Source organism: Bradyrhizobium sp. CSS354 (genome assembly GCF_029051725.1).
In the GTDB taxonomy this organism is placed as follows: Bacteria; Pseudomonadota; Alphaproteobacteria; order Rhizobiales; family Xanthobacteraceae; genus Bradyrhizobium.
Window position 1 is genome coordinate 41,181 of sequence record NZ_JAACFU010000018.1, and the last position, 14,263, is coordinate 55,443.

At 62.9% G+C, this 14,263-nt stretch carries 12 protein-coding genes; 10 read left to right on the forward strand and 2 right to left on the reverse strand.

Annotated features, from left to right (window positions below; genetic code table 11):
• Positions 1–161 precede the first annotated feature (161 nt).
• The 3 genes from GWG67_RS31000 (at position 162) to GWG67_RS31010 (ending at position 2,834) form a co-directional block, all read left to right on the forward strand.
• Complete coding sequence (locus GWG67_RS31000) at positions 162–1,178, forward strand: FUSC family protein (RefSeq protein ID WP_275173217.1); 1,017 nt, start codon at positions 162–164, stop codon at positions 1,176–1,178.
• A gap of 110 nt (positions 1,179–1,288) precedes the next feature.
• Positions 1,289–2,278, forward strand: coding sequence for a tripartite tricarboxylate transporter substrate binding protein (locus GWG67_RS31005; RefSeq protein WP_275173218.1), 990 nt, complete (start codon positions 1,289–1,291; stop codon positions 2,276–2,278).
• Between the two features lie 130 nt (positions 2,279–2,408).
• On the forward strand, positions 2,409–2,834 hold the full coding sequence (locus GWG67_RS31010) for a hypothetical protein (protein ID WP_275173219.1): 426 nt from the start codon (positions 2,409–2,411) through the stop codon (positions 2,832–2,834).
• A gap of 59 nt (positions 2,835–2,893) precedes the next feature.
• Here GWG67_RS31010 and GWG67_RS31015 read toward each other — a convergent pair whose 3' ends face one another.
• A complete protein-coding gene (locus GWG67_RS31015; RefSeq protein WP_106946412.1) occupies positions 2,894–3,862 on the reverse strand; it encodes a helix-turn-helix domain-containing protein in 969 nt (322 codons plus the stop codon).
• A gap of 512 nt (positions 3,863–4,374) precedes the next feature.
• Between GWG67_RS31015 and xoxF5 the strand changes: the two genes are divergently transcribed.
• The 7 genes from xoxF5 to GWG67_RS31050 all read left to right on the forward strand — a co-directional run bounded on the left by xoxF5 (position 4,375) and on the right by GWG67_RS31050 (position 12,260).
• Positions 4,375–6,180, forward strand: coding sequence for a lanthanide-dependent methanol dehydrogenase XoxF5 (xoxF5, locus tag GWG67_RS31020; RefSeq protein WP_275173221.1), 1,806 nt, complete (start codon positions 4,375–4,377; stop codon positions 6,178–6,180).
• A gap of 109 nt (positions 6,181–6,289) precedes the next feature.
• Positions 6,290–6,778, forward strand: a complete 489-nt coding sequence (locus GWG67_RS31025) for a c-type cytochrome, methanol metabolism-related (RefSeq protein WP_275173371.1) — start codon at positions 6,290–6,292, stop codon at positions 6,776–6,778.
• Between the two features lie 60 nt (positions 6,779–6,838).
• Positions 6,839–7,948 (forward strand): S-(hydroxymethyl)glutathione dehydrogenase/class III alcohol dehydrogenase, encoded by a 1,110-nt coding sequence (locus tag GWG67_RS31030; RefSeq protein ID WP_027566533.1) that lies wholly within the window; start codon positions 6,839–6,841, stop codon positions 7,946–7,948.
• A 34-nt stretch (positions 7,949–7,982) separates the two neighbouring features.
• Complete coding sequence (gfa, locus tag GWG67_RS31035) at positions 7,983–8,546, forward strand: S-(hydroxymethyl)glutathione synthase (RefSeq protein ID WP_275173223.1); 564 nt, start codon at positions 7,983–7,985, stop codon at positions 8,544–8,546.
• Between the two features lie 629 nt (positions 8,547–9,175).
• A complete protein-coding gene (locus tag GWG67_RS31040; RefSeq protein ID WP_007612984.1) occupies positions 9,176–9,628 on the forward strand; it encodes a (2Fe-2S)-binding protein in 453 nt (150 codons plus the stop codon).
• 1 nt (position 9,629) lies between these two features.
• Complete coding sequence (locus GWG67_RS31045; RefSeq protein WP_275173225.1) at positions 9,630–11,942, forward strand: molybdopterin cofactor-binding domain-containing protein; 2,313 nt, start codon at positions 9,630–9,632, stop codon at positions 11,940–11,942.
• Between the two features lie 57 nt (positions 11,943–11,999).
• Positions 12,000–12,260: a hypothetical protein gene (locus GWG67_RS31050; protein ID WP_275173227.1), complete on the forward strand. Its 261-nt coding sequence runs from the start codon at positions 12,000–12,002 to the stop codon at positions 12,258–12,260.
• A 221-nt stretch (positions 12,261–12,481) separates the two neighbouring features.
• On the opposite strand, the gene GWG67_RS31055 is transcribed toward GWG67_RS31050, so the two are convergent.
• Entirely contained in the window at positions 12,482–14,221 is a 1,740-nt protein-coding gene (locus tag GWG67_RS31055) for a methanol/ethanol family PQQ-dependent dehydrogenase (protein ID WP_275173229.1), read from the reverse strand.
• Between the last annotated feature and the right edge of the window lie 42 nt (positions 14,222–14,263).

Here is a 14,263-nt window from a genome sequence, read left to right on the forward strand (position 1 = left end):
GAGTCCCTTCAGAGAAAGACTGGATTGCTTCGCTACGCTCGCAATGACGGAGTGTGGAGCGGCGACGGCGCATCTCTTGAATCAACCTGACGGCATCGACTCGCTTAGTGGCGCCCCGCACCGTATGATGTCTGCGTTCTCATTCGCCCTTTCGGTGCCCCGTGAATTCCCTGACCACTACTGCCAACCTGCGCGACCTCCTCGCCCGGGAAATCAAGACCGGCGAGCTGGTGCGGGCGCTGATCGTCGTCGGCCCGGTGATCGCCGCCTATTTCGTCGCGCGCGAGACGGCGCTGCTGAATCTTGGTTTGGTCGCGGTCTCGTTGCTCATTCCTGCGCTCAGGTTGCACCTGCCGCCGAAAGTCGTCGCGTGGCATTATCTCGCCATCCTCCTCACCTTTGCCGCGCTGTTCCTAGCGAGCCCGATCAAGCCGCTATTCGCAGTGCTGACGGCTCTCGCCGGATTCCTTGCGGTCGCGGTGACACGCCATGGCGAACATTTCCGCACGCTCGGGAATTGGGTGTTCATCCCCGCCGTGTATCTTGCCTGCGAGGTGCGGGAGGGCTTGAGCGCCTCGGAAGCCCTGCGCCATGCCGGCATGATCATCGTGTCCTCCCCGATCGCGCTGGCTCTGGTCTGCGCTATCCAGATTTACGACCAGCGACGGTGCGGCGATGCCGCGAAGCTGTTCGGAGCGCCCGCGGCCGAGTGGTTTGTGCCCGCAGCGGCAACTGCCCTTGCGGTTTTCGCTGCGGCGGCGCTGGTCGATATCCTCGATCTCGCGCAGGGCCAATGGGTGATGTGGTCGGCCGCAAGCGTCGTGGTCGGCGATCTCGCCGCTTCTACCGGCAAGCTGAAGCAGCGGGCGATCGGCGCCGTCGTCGGCGTGCCGCTCGGCTTCCTTGCCGGCATGGTGCTGCCGCCAAGCCGGGTCGGCTATGCACTCGCGGTTCTCGCGGCCACCCTCACGCTGATCTCGTTCTCCCGCTACATCATCGGCTTCGGTCTGCGCTGCTTCTTCATCGCGCTGGCCGCCTCTTTCGCTGGGAGCGCCAGCGGCATCGCGGAGGAGCGCATCCTCAACGTGCTGATCGGCGGCACCTTCGGCTTGCTTGCGGTAGCCCTGACCGAAATCGTCTGGCTGCGTGTCATGCGAAAGGTGCGATCGTCCGGATGACGCCCGAATAGGCACAATGCGGCCCTTCGAATGCGCCAATCTGTCTCGCCTGCCACCCATGGCAGAGGCGACCCGATGCAGTACCGTCGGCGACAATCCGGGAGAGAATCATGTCCGCAAGGCTCGATCGCCGCCACTTCATCGCCGCCGGCACCACCACACTCGCGATGCCTTTCGTCTCACGCGGCGCCTCGGCGCAGGCTGCGTGGCCAACGCGGCAGATCCGCATGATTTGCAGCTATCCCGCCGGCGGACAGACCGACCTGCTCGCACGCGCTTATGGCGAATTCATCTCCAAGCAGGTCGGAAAGACCGTCGTCGTCGAGAACAAGCCCGGTGCCGCCGGCGCGATCGGGACGGCGGAGGTTGCCCGCGCGGAGCCTGACGGCCACACCATCCTGTGCTCGATCTCGACCACCTACATCATGAACCGGGTGGTGATGAAGACTCCGGGCTACGACATGGACAAGGATCTGACGCTCGTCAGCGTCATTCCGGGCGCCGGCTTGTTGCTGGTGGCGAACCCGAAAACCGGCGTCAAGACGCTGGAGGATTTCGTCGCCTTTGCGCGCAAGAACGGCAAGGTCAACTTCGGCACCTATAGCGCGGGCTCGGCCCCGCATATGACGGTCCACGAGCTCAACAAGCAGTACGGCCTTGCCATCGAGCCGATCCACTATCGCGGCGAAGCCCCGATGTGGACGGGCATGCTGGAAGGTACGCTCGATGTCGCCATGGGCAGCTACACGGCAGCGCAATCGGTTTTGCAGAGCGATCGCGGCACCGTGTTCGCGGTGCATTCGAAGAAGGTCGACGCCATCCCTGATATCAAGACCCTGCCCGAGCAGGGCGCGACGTCGAAATTCTTCACCGTCAGCGGCTTCTCCGGTTGGGCCGTGCCGAAAGCGACACCGCAGCCGGTCGTCGACCGCCTGGCGGAGCTTTGCGTCGCTGCCAACAGCGATCCGAAGGTGAAGGAGGTTCTCAACACGTTCGTGCTCGAGCCCGCGATCGGCTTTAAGGACACCAACGCCCTGTATCAGCGCGAGCTGCCGATCTGGATCGAGAGCGCGCGGTCGCTCGGCCTCGAACCCTCCTGAACCGCGAGGCAAGACGGCCTTCGCGGCGCGGCATCCGACCAAAGCCTAGTGCCGGAAGCGCATTTTCCCGCTATGATTGTGCGACGCTGGCGGAAAGGTTTCACCGGCGCGGAGAAGAAAGGCCGATCCCATGACACCGGATGGCGTTGCCGTAGCGGTCATGATCATCCTGCTCTTTCCGATGGGCTATTTCACGCTGGCGTCTCCGGCCTTCCTGCTGGTGAAGCTGGATATCCAGCCCGTCGCCCAGCTTTTGCGCGGAATGTTCAATGCGCATTTTCTGGTGATGCGCGTTGCCGGACTGATTGGGACGGTCGCTTTCCTGCTCGACGGTCGTTTGGTCGCCGCGATGGGCGTTGGCCTCCTTGCAGCCCTGGCGATCTACGGGCGCCGCGGGTTCATGCAACGGATGGACGAACAGCTCAGCGCCAGGGACGCCGGCGATGCCGAGGCCCCGCGCCGGCTACGCCGACTGCATTGGAGTGGAATGCTGGGCAACGCGGTCTTGCTCGTCGCTCTCCTGACCAGCATTCCCTACATCGCCATATCGGCGTGAGAGACATCGCGGGCGTGTGACGGACAACCCTGGTCGTCGACGCCGGGCCTGGCGTTTGCCTAATGCTCGTCCGCGGCAACGGCGCCCTGTTGCGCCTTGTGGATCGAGGACGGCACCACGCCGAAATATTTCCGGAACACCCGGCTGAAATGCGATGAGCTGGAGAAGCCCCAGGAGAACGCGACATCGGTGATGGTCTTGCCGGCGTGGGCCTCGAGCTCCTGGCGGCAATTCTGAAGACGCGCCTGCCAGATGTAGTCGCTCACCGTTGTGCCGCGCTCCGAGAACAGCATGTGCAGATAGCGCTTGGAGCAACCGAGCTCGTTGGATATCTGGTCGATGCACAGATCCGGATCGCGCAAATGTTCGCGGATGAAGAACTGCGCGCGCACATAGGTCGCTTCGGGCCCGACGCGATCGAGCATCGTGTCCGCCTCGCGCAGCGGCAGCAGCAAGAGGTCGATCAGCGAATCGGCGACGCCGACTGCACTGTTCGCCGACAGCTTGGCCGCCTCGTCGAAGGTCGCATGCACGAAATCGTGGGCGATCCGCCCCGTCCCCGTGCGTGAGGTCAATTTGCAGGCGGGCATCCGCTGCGACGGGAATCCGCGGTCGCGCAGCAGCGCCTTCGGCACGATCACCACGTCGTGGCGCGTGAAAGCCGGGCTGATGATCGAATGCGGACAGGAGACGTCATAGGCGATGATGTCGCCGGGGTTCAGCTCGATGTGGCGGCCTTCCTGCTCGAAATAGGACACACCGTAAGTCTGGAAATGGATCTTGATATACGGGTGTTCATTGGCCTTGGCGCGCGCCAGCGTGTGCGCGATGCGATGCTGGCTGACCTCGATCTGGCAGAGCTTCAGGCGCGAGACGCTGGTGTAGTCGATGCGGCCTTCGAGCGAAGACGCTTCCAGCGGATCGACGTCGAAATGCCCACACAGGCTCGTCAGCCCGTCGATCCAGCTCTGGATCTGCCGCTTCGGCGTCATTCCCGTCGTCGAGAGCGTGTGAATTGTGTCGGACATTAATCCAGCCACTGGTTTGATCCGGAGATTTTGACGCGAATCGCGAGCCGCGCTGCCGGAGCCCTGAACCGTGATTGCGTGACGTTTACCTCGATTTTGAGCGATCTTGTGGAACGAGCGCCATCGTTCCATTGCCACCCTTGAAAGTTAATCCTCCGCCTTAGTTGCTGCGCCGTCAAGGGGAACCTAAGCGTGGAAGGCGGTCCCAAAGCGCTACGGAAGCCGCTGAATTCGCTACTGCAAAATCAAAATCTTCGCGGCCGTGCGCTGTCAAGCAAACCAGCTTCTCTCTTGGGCAAGTTTCCCGGTGGCGAAGTCGCTACGGATGCATCAGGAACAACAAAAACGGGCCGCTCCTGCACGTGGACCCGTAGCTCTCATCAGGAGGAGAAAGCACCACAGCATCGTTTCTGGTCCCAAACGTGACCGCCCTGCACGAGCAGACACCGGACGAGAAGCCCGGTGATTGAGCAATGCTTCGGAAAAATAAACGAGACAACGGAGGAATGACTATGCGCAAGGTACTACTGGCGACCTTTCTTGGGTCCGCGGCGGCTCTCGCCGTAGGCAGCGCGTCAGCCAATGACGAGCTGAACAAGATGGCGCAGAACCCGAAAGACTGGGTGATGCCGGCGGGCGACTATGCAAATACCCGCTATTCCAAGCTCAACCAGATCAATGCTCAAAACGTCGGCAAGCTCCAGGTCGCCTGGACCTTCTCGACCGGCGTGCTGCGCGGCCATGAAGGCGGCCCGCTGATCATCGGCAACATGATGTACGTCCACACGCCATTCCCGAACAAGGTCTACGCTATTGACCTTTCGAACGAGAACAAGATTGTCTGGAAGTACGAGCCGAAGCAGGATCCGAACGTCATCCCCGTGATGTGCTGCGACACAGTCAACCGCGGCGTATCTTACGGCGACGGCAAGATCTTCCTGCATCAGGCCGACACCACCCTGGTCGCGCTCGATGCCAAGACCGGTCAGGTTGCATGGACCGTCAAGAATGGCGATCCCGGCAAGGGCGAGACCGGCACCTCGGCGCCGCTCGTCGTGAAGGACAAGGTGCTGATCGGCATCTCCGGCGGCGAGTTCGGTGTTCAGGCCCATATGACCGCCTACGACATCAAGACCGGCAAGCTGGCTTGGCGCGGCTACTCTGAAGGGCCGGATGATCAGATCCTGGTCGACGCAGAGAAGACCACCGCACTCGGCAAGCCGGTCGGCAAGGACTCGAGCCTGAAGACCTGGCAAGGCGATCAGTGGAAGATCGGCGGCGGGGCCACCTGGGGCTGGATCTCCTACGACCCCGAGCTGAACCTCGTCTACTACGGATCGGGCAATCCCTCGACCTGGAATCCGAAGCAGCGTCCCGGCGACAACAAATGGTCGATGACGATCTGGGCTCGCAACCCTGACACCGGGCAGGCCAAGTGGGTTTATCAGATGACGCCCCACGACGAGTGGGACTATGACGGCGTCAACGAGATGATCCTCTCGGACCAGGCCATCAACGGCCAGCCCCGCAAGCTGCTGACGCACTTCGATCGTAACGGCCTCGGCTACACGCTCGATCGTGCCACCGGTGAACTCCTGGTCGCCGAAAAATACGATCCGAAGGTGAACTGGACCTCCGGCGTCGACATGGACAAGAACTCGCCGACCTACGGCCGCCCGAAGGTGCTTGACGCAGCTTCGACCGACAAGGCGGGCGAGGACCACAACGTGAAGGGCATCTGCCCGGCCGCGCTCGGCACCAAGGACGAGCAGCCAGCAGCCTACTCGCCGGACACGCAGCTGTTCTACGTTCCGACCAACCACGTCTGCATGGACTACGAACCGTTCAAGGTGAGCTACACCGCGGGCCAGCCCTATGTGGGTGCGACGCTCTCGATGTATCCGCCGCAGGGTGAAACCCACATGGGTAACTTCATCGCCTGGGACGGCAAGACCGGCAAGATCGTCTGGTCGAACAAGGAGCAGTTCTCGGTCTGGTCGGGTGCGCTCGCAACCGCGGGCAACGTGGTGTTCTACGGAACGCTCGAAGGCTACCTGAAGGCAGTCGACGCCAAGACCGGCAAGGAGCTCTACAAGTTCAAGACTCCCTCCGGCATCATCGGCAACGTCACCACCTATGAGAACGGCGGCAAGCAGTATGTCGCAGTGCTCTCCGGCGTGGGCGGCTGGGCCGGCATCGGTCTGGCGGCAGGCCTGACCGATCCGACCGCCGGTCTCGGCGCAGTCGGTGGCTACGCGGCGCTCAGCAACTACACGGCACTCGGCGGTACGCTGACCGTGTTCTCGCTGCCCAACTAGACCTCTCAGCATCGCTCCGGCGCGTGGATCAACTCCACGCGCCGGCTCGTCTCACCGAATGCCTTCCGAGGAAAATCTCTTGCGTAAAATCTGCTCTGCCATTGCTGCGATGTTCTTGGTCGCGTCCGGGGGAATTGCCGTCGCGGACGGCTCAGGTGACCCGACTGCCGTCAAGCAGAACGAAACCGGCGAATGGTCCGACAAGGAAGGCAACCCAACCTACAAGGTCACTGACGGATCCGTCGACTGGTACACCTATTCCGGATATCGCCGCTATCACTCGGACTGCCATGTGTGTCACGGCCCGGATGGAATGGGCTCGACCTACGCCCCGGCGCTGAAGGATTCGCTGAAGACGATGAGCTATGCCGATTTTCTCGGCGTCGTCGCCTCCGGCCGCAAGAACATCTCGACTGCCACAGACAACGTGATGCCGGCCTTCGGCGATAACCCGAACGTCGCCTGCTACATGGACGATCTCTACGTCTATCTGCGCGCCCGGTCCAACGAGGCCTGGGGCCGCACAAGACCCGGCAAGCACGAGGACAAGAACGACGCCTATACCAAGAACGAAGATTCGTGCATGGGCAAGAAGTGAACGTGCGGAGCCCGACCAGGACCTGGTTCTTGGCGCCCTGCTGGATTTGAGGAGTTTACGATGAAGACACGTGCCGCCGTCGCTTTCGAAGCCAAGAAGCCGCTCGAGATTGTCGAAGTCGATCTGGAAGGACCGAAGGTTGGCGAAGTCCTGGTCGAGATCAAGGCGACGGGCATCTGCCATACCGACGCCTACACGCTCGACGGCTTCGACAGCGAGGGAATCTTCCCGTCGATCCTGGGGCATGAGGGCGCGGGCATCATCCGCGAGATCGGTCCTGGCGTGACCTCGGTGAAGCCGGGCGACCATGTCATCCCGCTCTACACGCCGGAATGCCGGCAATGCAAAAGCTGCCTCAGCCAGAAGACCAATCTCTGCACCGCGATCCGCGCGACGCAGGGCAAAGGCGTAATGCCCGACGGTACCAGCCGCTTCTCCTACAAGGGCAAGCCGATCTACCACTACATGGGCTGCTCGACCTTCTCGAACTTCACCGTGCTGCCGGAGATCGCGGTCGCCAAGATCCGCGAGGACGCGCCGTTCGACAAGAGCTGCTACATCGGCTGCGGCGTCACCACCGGCGTCGGCGCCGTCGTCAACACCGCCAAGGTCGAGCCGGGCTCCAACGTGGTCGTGTTCGGCCTCGGCGGCATCGGCCTGAACGTGATCCAGGGCGCCAAGATGGCTGGCGCGGACAAGATCATCGGCGTCGACATCAACGATTCCAAGGAGGAATGGGGACGCCGGTTCGGCATGACCGATTTCGTCAATCCCAAGAAGATCACCGGCGACATCGTCCCGCATCTCGTGACCCTGACGGACGGAGGCGCCGACTACACCTTCGACTGCACCGGCAACACCACAGTGATGCGCCAGGCGCTCGAAGCCTGCCATCGCGGCTGGGGCACCTCGATCATCATCGGCGTTGCCGAATCCGGCAAGGAGATCGCTACCCGCCCGTTCCAGCTCGTCACCGGGCGAAACTGGCGCGGCACCGCCTTCGGCGGCGCGCGGGGCCGCACCGACGTGCCGAAGATTGTCGACTGGTACATGAACGGAAAGATCCAGATCGACCCGATGATTACCCACACGCTCAAGCTCGAAGACATCAACAAGGGCTTCGACCTGATGCATGAGGGCAAATCGATCCGTTCAGTCGTCGTGTTCTAGCTCGAAAAGCGTCACCCCCAAGGAGGATCGACCCATGACTGTTGCACTCCATCCCTCGATCGATAACGGCCTCAAACAGGGCAGCGGCAGCTTTGCCGGCGGCACGCTCGCCTGCAAATGCAGCGACCATCAGGTCAAGGTCGCCGTCAAGGGCGACGTCGCGCACAACCACGCCTGTGGCTGTACCAAGTGCTGGAAGCCGCAAGGCGCGAATTTCTCCGTCGTCGCTGTGGTACCGCGTCAGAACGTCACCGTGCTCGAGAACGGCGACAAGCTCCAGATCGTCGATCCATCGGCGGTGATCCAGCGCTACGCCTGCAAGGCCTGCGGCACGCACATGTACGGCCGCATCGAGAACAAGGGCCACCCGTTCTACGGCCTCGACTTCATCCACCCCGAACTGTTCCAGGAGCAGGGTTCGCAGGCGCCGCAATTCGCCGCCTTCGTCTCGTCGGTGATCGAATCGGGCGTGAAGCCGGAGCAGATGGGCGGAATACGGGCTCGGTTCAAGGAACTTGGACTTGAGCCCTATGACTGCTTGTCGCCGGCGCTGATGGACGCGATCGCGACGCACGTGGCGAAAGCCAAAGCCGCCTAAGCAAAGGCCGCCTGACGTTTGCCACGCCCCGCCCGTTCGCTGGTTCCACCACAGCCAGCGCGCGGACGGAGCCGGCCTCGGGACCATCGCGGCGATGCCGCCGCTTCTGAACTGCGCTTGTGTGAGGGCCGTCAGCTCCCTCAGTCCTGGTCTCTGAATGACTGCGCAGGGCCGCCGGCTTCCTGCTTGAAGTCCGCGGCGCCTGCGTTTCTCCCTCCCTCGACTGAGGCATCCTGCTTCGTCCGCACAGGTCTTCTGGCGGACGAAGCTTTTTTCATTATGCCCGTATCGAGAGGCGCGCGGCGTGATCCGGCGCGCCCTGCTTTTGACAAACCTTCGTTGCAATCTTTTCCCATCGAGAACAGCTGACTCAAGAATACTTGGCTGTGAACGCCAGACTGAAGCGATCCCGCTACGATCGCGACGTGACGATGCCGCGCGAATTCAATAATCAAGAACACGACGGGAGGTATCGAACACATCCGGACATGACATAGGCATTCCTGATTCCTGCCGGGATCTGCCCGCGCGGGATGACCGCTAGAATGCGACGCCGCGCAGCGGGCACTGCACCGACCGGCATCTGGAAAATCTGAAATCAGCAAGCTTATGAAGAGCGAGGGACGATCATGATCAAGGTGAAGATCAATGGCCAGGAACAGAGCTGGGACGGCGACCCGGATCTCCCGCTACTCTGGTTCCTGCGCGACGAGGCCGGGCTGACCGGCACCAAGTTCGGCTGTGGCCAGGCCCTGTGCGGCGCCTGCACCGTCATCGTCGACAAGGAAGCCGTGCGCGCCTGCATCACGTCGATCAACGACGTCGCCGGCCGCGAGGTCACGACGATCGAAGGACTGCATCCGAACGGCGATCACCCGGTGCAGAAGGCCTGGCGCCAGGTCAACGTTCCCCAATGCGGCTTCTGCCAGGCAGGCCAGATCATGCAGGCGGCTGCGCTGCTGATGGACAATCCAAAGCCGTCGCACGACCAGATCCGCGAAGCGATGTCCGGCAACATCTGCCGCTGCGGCTGCTACCAGCGCATCGAGAATGCGGTCCATCTCGCATCGACGGGAGTGTGACATGAATTTCATCGACAACCCCAAGAAGCTGCGTGGCTTCGAGAAGAACATCAAGGTCGAGAAGGTTTCGCGCCGCAGCATCTTGAAGGGGCTCGGCATCACCGGCGGCTTCGTGCTCGCGGCGCCCGTGATGTCACGCCAGGCGTTCGCCTACGAGACCGGCGCCGGCAAGATGCCGCACGGCGTCGTGGTCGATCCGCGCGTGTTCGTCGCGGTCGCACCCGACGGCACTGTCACCATCCTCGCCCACCGCGCCGAGATGGGCACCGGCGTGCGCACCAGCCTGCCGCTGATCGTGGCCGAGGAGATGGAAGCCGACTGGTCCCGGGTCAAGGTGGAACAGGCCCATGGCGACGAGGTCAAATTCGGCAACCAAGACACCGACGGCTCGCGCAGCACGCGGCATTATTTGATGCCGATGCGCCAGATCGGCGCCTCCGCCCGCACCATGCTCGAGCAAGCCGCCGCCAAGCGCTGGGGGGTGCCGGCCACCGAGGTCAAGGCCGTCAATCACGAGGTCGTCCACAGCGCGACGAGCCGCAAGCTCGGCTTCGGCGAGCTCGCAGCCGATGCCGCCAAGGAATCGGTGCCGAGCATCGAAGGGCTCAAGCTGAAGGACCCCAAGGACTTCCGCTATCTCGGCAAGGGCCAGATCGGCATCGTCGATCTCCACGACATCACCACCGGCAAGGCGCGTTACGGTGCCGACGTGCGGCTGCCTGGCATGAAGTATGCCGTGATCGCCCGCCCGCCGGTAACAGGCGGCAAGCTGGTCAAGTTCGATCCGGACGCCGCGCTGAAGGTTCCGGGCGTCGAGAAGGTGATGCAAGTGCGCGGCTGGCCGTGGCCGTCGAAATTCCAACCGCTCGGCGGCGTTGCCGTGATCGCCCGCAACACCGGTGCGGCGATCAAGGGCCGCGACGCGCTGAAGCTGACGTGGGACGATGGCGCCAACGGCAAATACGACTCCGTCGCCTACCGCAAGGAGCTCGAGGAAGCCTCACGCAAGCCGGGCCTTGTCGTGCGCCAGGAAGGCGACGCCGAGGCTGCTCTGAAGGGCGCCGACAAGGTCGTCGTCGGCGAATATTATCTGCCGCATCTTGCCCATGTCAGCATGGAGCCGCCGGTGGCGGTCGCCGACGTCAAGGGTGACAAGGCGGAGATCTGGGCGCCGGTGCAGAGCCCGGGCGGTACGCGCGAGGACGTCGCGAAGACGCTCGGCATTCCCGAGGGCAATGTCACCGTCAACGTCACGCTGCTCGGCGGCGGCTTCGGCCGCAAGTCGAAATGCGACTTTGCGCTCGAGGCCGCGCTGCTGTCGAAGGAGCTCGGCGTGCCTGTCAAGGTGCAGTGGACGCGCGAGGACGACGTCCGCCACGATTTCCTGCACACGGTCTCCGTGGAACGGATCGAGGCGGGGCTCGACAAGAGTGGCAAGGTGATCGCATGGCGCCATCGCAGCGTCGCCCCGACCATCGCTTCGACGTTCGCCGCGGGTGCCAAGAACGAGGCCCCCTTCGAACTCGGCATGGGCTTGGTCGATATGCCGTTCGAGATCGCGAACATCTCCTGCGAGAACCCGGAGGCCGCGGCGTTCACCCGCATCGGCTGGTTCCGCTCGGTCTCGAACATCCCGCGCGCCTTTGCGGTGCAGTCGATGGTGGGTGAGATCGCCCATGCGACCGGCCGCGACCAGAAGGAGACGCTGCTCGCGCTGATCGGCAGCCCGCGCATCGTCAAGCCTGCTGTGAAGGACATGTGGAACTACGGCGAGCCCTTGGACAGCTATCCGATCGACACCGCGCGCCTGCGCAAGGTGGTCGAGCTGGTCGCCGAGAAGGGCGAATGGGGCCGTCAGGTGCCGAAGGGCCATGGCCTCGGCATCGCCGTACACCGCAGCTTCGTCAGCTATATCGCGACCATCGTCGAGGTGGCCGTCGACGACAAGGGCAAGCTGACGGTGCCGCGGGTGGACACTGCCATCGACTGCGGCACCTATGTCAACCCCGAGCGCATCGCCTCGCAAATCGAGGGTGCTGCAATCATGGGGCTCAGTCTCGCCAAGTACGGCGAGATCACCTTCAAGGACGGCAAGGTGCAGCAGAAGAACTTCGACGACTTCCAGGTCCTCAGGATGGACGAATCTCCTGTGGTAACCAACGTCTACATCGTGCCGCCCGGACCCGACATGCCGCCGAGCGGCGTGGGCGAGCCCGGTGTCCCGCCATTCGCGCCGGCGCTGATGAACGCCATCTTCGCCGCGACCGGAAAACGCATCCGCAGCCTGCCGCTTGGCAAGCAATTGGAAGCATAAAGGCGGGAACACAAGGCGGCCTCGCGCCGTTTGCATCGATCTGACAGGAGCAGATCGATGACCAACATCTCAAGGGCGCTCGCAGTCTCGTTGCTGTCGGGCGCCTTTCTTTTGACGGCCACTGGCGCATACGCCCAGAGCAACACCACGCCGCCGACCACGGCGACGCGCCCCAGCACGCCGGACCAGAACTCCCTGCCCAACGCCAATGCCCCGCCCCCTTCGACCACCCAGACCACCGGGCAGCACAATCCCGATCCCAAGGTTCGCGAGATGAACCAGAAGGAAAAGGACAAGGTCGAGCGCGAGGGGAAATAGCGATCTCGCGTTGCGTGCGAGCGCATCGTCGTGGCCGGGCTTGTCCCGGCCGTCTACGAGCGTTGCTATGACACGAAGACCGTGGATGCCCGGGACAAGCCGGGCATGACGACTTTCGTGGCGTGGGCAACAATCCCGTCACGCACGCAAAATGCGGCGGACGCTGCCGTCCGCCGCATTTGCCCCCTGACACTCCGCTACTTTCGATCCGCCAGCGGAGCCTACTTCTTCAGCGCGAACACCCAGATCACGCCACCCTGCGGCACGTTGGCTTCGATGCCGATATTATTGGTCACGAGTGCATCCTGGATGCGCTGCGCATCCACGCCCCATCCCGACTGGATCGCGATGTATTGCGTGCCGTCGATCTCATAAGACACTGGCATGCCCATGATGCCGGAGTTGGTCTTCTGCTCCCACAGCAGCTCGCCACTCTTGGCGTTGAAGGCGCGGAAGTTGCGGTCGTTGGTGCCGCCCACGAAGACGAGATCGCCCGCGGTTGCCGTCACTGAGCCGAACAGCTGCGATTTCGGGAAGTTGTGTTGCCACATCTTCTTGCCCGTGACGGGATCCCAGGCCTGGAGCTCGCCGAAATGATCGGCACCCGGCTTCGTCTTCAGGCCTATGTCCTCCGGCTTTGTCCCGAGCCAGAGCTCGCCGGGCTTGAGCGGAACCTTCTCGCCGGTGAACCCGCCGCAGAAATTCTCGTTGGCGGGCACGTAGACGAGGCCGGTCTTCTGGCTGTAGGCCGCCGACGGCCAATCCTTGCCGCCCCACAGCGACGGACAGAATTCCACGCGCTTGCCGACCATCGGCTTGTGCGCGGGATCGACGATCGGCCTGCCGCTCTCGGCGTCGATGCCCTTCCAGACGTCGGTGGAGACGAACGGCCAGCCGGCAACGTAGTTGATCTTGGTCGGCGTGCGCTCGAGTATCCAGAAGATCGCGTCGCGTCCCGGATGGACCAGGCTCTTGATGTTGCGACCGTCGCGTTGCAGGTCGATCAACATCGGCGCTTCGACCTCGTCCCAGTCCCAGGAATCGTTCTGGTGATACTGGTGATAGGTCTTGATCTTGCCGGTGTTCGGATCGAGCGCGAGCACCGAGGAGGTATAGAGATTATCGCCGGGATGCATCTCGCCGGGCCACGGCGCTGCGTTGCCGACCCCCCAATAAATCGTCTTGGTCTCCTTGTCGTAATTGCCGGTCATCCAGGCCGAGCCGCCGCCGTTCTTCCAGTCGTCGCCCTGCCACGTATCGTGGCCGGGCTCGCCTTCGCCCGGAATGGTATAGGTCCGCCACAGCTCCTTGCCGTCCTTGGCATCATAGGCGGCGACATAGCCGCGCACGCCGAACTCGCCGCCGGAGCCGCCAACGATGACCTTGCCGTCGATGATCAGCGGCATCAGGGTCATGTACTGGCCCTTCTTGTAGTCCTGCACCTTGGTGTCCCACACCACCTTGCCGGTCTTGGCGTCGAGCGCGACGACATGGTCGTCGGTGGTGGCGAGATAGAGCTTGTCCTCCCACAGGCCGACGCCGCGGCTGGTCGGATGCAACTGGAACAGATCGTCGGGGAGCTGCCGCTTGTAGCGCCAATATTCGTCGCCGGTCTTGGCGTTCAGCGCGATCACCTGCCCCATCGGGGTCGCCACGAACATCACGCCGTTGTTGACGATCGGCGGCGCTTCGTGACCTTCGACCACGCCGGTCGCGAAGGTCCAGACCGGCGTCAGGTTCTTCACGTTGGAGGCGTTGATCTGGTCGAGCGGGCTGTAGCCCTGCCCGTCATAGGTCCGCCGGTAAAGCATCCAATTGGCGGGCTCCGGATTTTCCAATCGCTGCGCGGTGACCGGAGAATAATTCTCGATCGGGCCTGATACGGCGACGGTCGAGGCAAGAGTCGATGCAAGACATGTGAAGGCGACGAAGCCGGACAGTAACCACTGCTTCCTGGTCATGGCGTTCCCCTTTTCATCCGTTTGAATTCTTGTTTGAATTCT